This is a genomic window from Streptomyces boluensis (genome assembly GCF_009908195.1).
GTDB lineage: Bacteria > Actinomycetota > Actinomycetes > Streptomycetales > Streptomycetaceae > Streptomyces > Streptomyces boluensis.
Genome location: NZ_JAAAHS010000490.1, coordinates 1 through 4,926, shown reverse-complemented (window position 1 = coordinate 4,926; position 4,926 = coordinate 1). Strand labels below are relative to the sequence as shown.

Sequence of the window (4,926 nt, the reverse complement as noted above, 5' to 3'; positions counted from 1 at the left end):
ACCCACACCTCCCCCTCCCCCGGAGCGCTGAACTCGTAGGCGTGGACCGCAGGTTCGAGAGCCACCGGCATCGGGGTGCGGGACAACTCCCGCGTACCCGGCGCGTCCACCGCCGTGACCCACACGTACTGCCCCGCCTTCTCATTCTCGTACCGGAACGACACCCGGTACCGTCGACCGGCCGCGAACCGGACCGTGTGCGGGACCGTGCGGTGGACGAGGCCCTCGTTCTCGCCTCGGGACTTCAGGGACTCCGTGCCGTCCACGACGTCGTCGATCGCCTTGCCGTTCCAGCCGCGCTGGGTGAACGGGGCGTGCCGCTGGGCGATGTGGGTGCGCGGGTCGTTGGCGCCGCCCGCGTCGCCCTTGACGAAGACGCCCCAGCCCTGCGGTACGTGCTCGAAGTCCTCGAAGGCCAGGGCGCCTTCGGGCAGAGGGGTGCGCTGGGCGGGGACGACGCGGACGTTGTCGAAGCGCACCCGCGCCTTGCCCTCCTCGGCGCGCAGGGATAGCTCGACGGGGCCGCCACCCTCCGGCACGGAGAAGTACGTGAACATGCGCTGGAAGCGGGTGCCGTGCTTGCGGTCGGCGGCGACGAAGTTCTCGGCCGTGGAGGTGTGCGTGAAGTTCGTGGCGGTCACACCGTCGGCGGTGCGTACGTCGAGGGACGCCTTGCGCCGCTCCCCCGCCTTCGCGCCGACCTCGACCTGCGCGGACGCGGCGTACGTGCCGGGGGTGAGGCGGGTGAGGCGCTGGCCGACCGTGGCGGCGGCGCCCGCGCCGATCAGGAGTTCGTGGTCGCCGACTGCGCTGAGCTCCACGGACGCGGGCCCGGACACCGTCCAGCCGTCCAGGGAACCGGAGTTGAAGCCCGGGTCGTGCAGCGGCGTGGCCTGACCCCAGTCGGGGTCGGCGGGCGCCGCGACCTTCTCCCGGTACAGGACGTACGGCTGCTTCGCCTCGGCCTTCAGGGTCACCTTGCCGCCGCTCGCGACCGGTACGTCGCCCTCGTACACCCGGCCCTGGTCGGTGAGCCGGTACCGGGCCACCTTCGTCAACTCCACCCAGCCGCGCGGTAGTTGCCAGGTGCTGGAGCCGGACTTCGGGGCGTAGTGGTAGAGCTTCGGCGGGTCGAGGGCCTGCTTCGGCTCCCAGGGCAACAGGTAGCTGCCGTCGTCGTACACGACCCGGCCGTCGGTGCTGATGACGCGCTTGCCGCTCGCGTCGGAGACCTTCGTCGCCGTGTCCCCGAAAAGCGTGATCTCGTGCTCGGTCCAGGTCTTGATGGGGTACGCCTGGAGGTACTTGGCGGGCAGCGAGTCCGTCCAGATCTGGTCGTAGAACACGCTCCAGTCGGTCTTGCCGACCCAGCCCTCGAAGTTGCCGGTGCGCGGGATGCCGAGCAGCGTGGGCCACTTGTCGACGAAGACGTCCTTGTGGTCGTTGCGGACGAAGCGGATGAGCTGTGAGTTGATGCCTCGGGACGTGTCCGGGCCGTAGTCGGTCTCGGTCGCCCAGTGGGACCAGAGCGAGGAGCGCTCCAGGCCGTGGCCCCACTCCGTCGTCACGTGCCAGCCCTGTTCGCGCAGGGCGCGCTGGAGCCGGTCGGAGTTCCAGCCGGACTCGCGGAACACGTCGATGTAGAGGGTGTTGAGGGCCTCGTCCGTCTCGGCGCGCAGGTCGGCGAAACGCTTCACGATGTCACCGGAGACCAGGTCGCGGCGGGCGTCGATGCGGTAGCTCTGGTCGAGCCAGTCCCACTGCTCGTTGGTCTTGTCGACGAGGGTCTCGGAGAAGGAGTTGGCGACCGGGTACGACTCGGTGGCGTTGACGTGCACCCCGAAGTCGCTGCCCCACTTCTTGCCCTCCCTGACCAGGGTGTTGAGGTCGTCGAGGCCACCGGCGCGCTTGTTGTGGTTGCCCGCGTAGTCGGGGTGCGCGGAGTCGTGGCCCTCGGACTGGTAGCCCTTGAGCAGGGTGTACTGGCGCAGCCCGTCGGTGGCCAGGGAGATCCGCTTGACGTGGTCGAGGGTGAGCAGGAACGGGTTGGTGGCCTGCGAGGCGAAGTTGAACGGGATGTGCGGGACGACCCGCAGGTGCTGTCCGGCCGCGCCGAGCGGCATCACCATCACGTCCCGGAACGCGATGGCGGCGTCCTGCCAGTCGACCTTGCCGTCCCCGTTGCGGTCACCGGTGACGATCACGGTGGCATACGGGAGGGGCTCGGTGGCGTCGACGGGTGCGGTGGCGGCGCGGTGCGTGAACTGGCCGAGCGCGAGCCGCGCCTCGACGTGCGCCCCCGACTTGGCCGTACTGCGCTTGAGGCGGCCGTTCTCCCAGGTGGTCCCGGCGTCCGAAGTGGGCTTGTCGTACACGGTGTTGGTCTCGACAGCCCCGCCGAGCTTGTCGTGCGCGACGACCGCGTACGCGCAGCCCTTCACCGCCTCGGCCGGGGTGTCCGGGGTGACGCGGACGAGGGTGTCGCCGCTTTTCGCCTTGTCGAGTTCGATCCGGGCGGCGAGCAGCGCGGCGCCCGGCTGGTCGCTGCGTATCGCGAGGAAGGCGAGGCCGGGGAAGTCCAGGGTGCCGACGCGCAGGCCGGCCGTGTCCGCGACCTTCGTGACGCGCCAGTGCACGCGGTCCCCGTCGACCTCGATCGCGGCGTGGATCTCGGTGCCGCCGTCGAGGGTGAGGGTGTACGTGATGCGGTCGTCGGCGGGTACGGAGGTCACCTTCGGGGTGTGCGCGGCGCCGTCGACGAGGAGGCTGGTGACGGGTTCCGTCTGGCCGTGCAGGACGGCTCCGGTGGCGCGGTGCGTGTAGCCGACGATGCGCGGGAAGGCGGTGTCGACGCGGACTTCGAGGGTGGCGGACCGCAGCACGGCCTCACCCTCACCCTCGCGCTGCCCGGCCGCGGACGCGGCGGATGCGGGGGCGCCGAGCGCGGCGCCGACCCCTGCGGCGGCGGTGGCTGCGACGACACTGCGACGACTCGGTCCATGGGGCTTGGCTGCGCGCACTGCGCTCCTCCTCGGGACGGTTTCCGTGGCCGTCACGATGCGGGAGCGGGGGCGAGGGGGCCCATGGACAAAGGTGCGGGAGTGGTTGGACTTAAGGACCTTGGAGCGCCTTGGAGCGCCTTGGAGCCGGAGACACAGGTGTCAGGTGCCCCCCGGCCGGCCGCCGTGCCGGCCGGAGGGACCTGGTGTGACTCTGGGTGTGACTCAGAGCTCGGCGGCCGCCTTGGCTATGTCCGCCGCGAAGGTGGACACCTCGGTGTACACGCCGGGCTTGCCCGGACGCGCGCAGCCCTCGCCCCAGCTGACGATGCCGACCTGGATCCACTGGTCGGAGTCGTCCTTGCGGAACATCGGGCCGCCCGAGTCACCCTGGCAGGTGTCGACGCCGCCGGTGTCGAGGATGCCCGCGCAGAGCTCCTCGCCCTCGACGAGGTTGTCGTACGCCTTCTTGCAGGTGGCGTCGTCGACGAAGGGCACGTTGGCCTTCAGCAGGTAACGCTGCTGCTCGCCGCCCTCCTTGTCGGCACCCCAGCCGGCGATGGTGAACTCGTCCTTGTTGAACGCGTCACTGTCGGCGGCCTTGATGAGGGGCAGGTCAAGCTCCTTGTCGAGCTTGATCAGCGCCCAGTCCTTGCCGGTGCCGTCGTAGCCCGGCGCCTGCAGCACCTTGGTGGACTTCGCGGTGACCGCGTCCGGGGACTCCAGGTCCACGACGCCACCGGTGGCGGTGATGGAGGTGTTGTCACCCGAACCGTCGACACAGTGCGCCGCGGTCAGCACGATGTCCTTGGCGTACATGGAGCCGCCACAGCCCATCGAAAGGCGCACCATGAACGGGAATTCGCCCTGCTCGGCCTTGGTGCCGCCGACGACGCGGGTGGACGGGCCACCGTTGTCGGAGTAGGCCTGCGCCGAGGAGAGGGGCTGCAGGCTGACGGCCGCGAGGGTGATCGCGCCGAAAGCGGCTGCTCTCTTGAATGAACCAAATGGGTTCTTCAACTGTCTTCCTTTCGTGGGGGGTTGCACGCACGAGACAACCGACCGCACCGAAGGGGTACGACATGGGCATGCCAAGCGCGTGCCTCGGATTATTGAGGGCCGAACGGTCGGTAGGCAAGGGTCTGTTTCAAGTCAGGACCTACGGAACCTTTCGCCACGAACCCCCGTACAGTGGAAGTGCCTTGAGGAACCCGAACCAGGTTCCGGCCGACCGAGAGGCGGTGGCGGACGTGACGGACGGCAGGACGAGCGGGCGGCCGGTCGAGCACGGCTTCCCCCACCTGGACACGGTCCGCGAGGCCGTCAACGCGCTGTACCGCAGGCTGACCCCCACCACCCTGCGCACCTACGACACGAGCGTGGCCCCCGGCGATGTGGCCTTCTCCGACCTGGACGACCTGCACCTGGGTGTGCAGCGGGTGGCGCGCGTGATGGTGCGGCACCTGCGCCTTCCGGACGCCCGCATGATCGTGAGTTTCCGCGGCATGGAGCACGCCGCCAATGTCGAACTGGCCGCGGGCCCCGAGTACTTCATCGAGCTGAACGACCGCTTCCGTACGCACCGCAGGGACATCGGCGCCGCCCTCGCCCACGAGGTCATGCACGTCCACCTGCACCGCATCGGCCTGTCCTTCCCGGGCACGCGGGGCAACGAGATCCTGACGGACACGGCCACCACGTACCTCGGCGCCGGCTGGCTCCTGCTCGACGCGTACCGCGAGGACGCGGTGTCCTCACAGAAGCTCGGCTACCTCACCCCGGAGGAGTTCGGGTACGTACTGGCCAAGCGAGCCCTTGCCTTCGACGAGGACCCGTCGATCTGGTTCACCAGCCCCCAGGCGTACACCGCGTACGAGAAGGGCCTCGCCCTGGCCCGCGAGGACACCCGCCGCCCACCCCTCAAAAC

Annotated in this window: 3 protein-coding genes; 1 reads left to right on the top strand and 2 read right to left on the bottom strand. The window is 69.8% G+C overall.

All coding sequences use genetic code 11. The annotated features are described in order from the left end of the window. Positions 1-3,020: endo-alpha-N-acetylgalactosaminidase family protein (locus GUY60_RS34385; protein ID WP_161705100.1), on the bottom strand; the 3,020-nt coding region annotated here is incomplete at its 3' end. Between the two features lie 204 nt (positions 3,021-3,224). Beyond that, positions 3,225-4,019, bottom strand: a complete 795-nt coding sequence (locus tag GUY60_RS34380; protein ID WP_161705098.1) for a S1 family peptidase — start codon at positions 4,017-4,019, stop codon at positions 3,225-3,227. 230 nt (positions 4,020-4,249) lie between these two features. On the opposite strand from GUY60_RS34380, the gene GUY60_RS34375 reads away from it, so the two are divergent. Further along, on the top strand, positions 4,250-4,926 hold a 677-nt coding region (locus tag GUY60_RS34375; RefSeq protein WP_161705102.1), incomplete at its 3' end, for a hypothetical protein.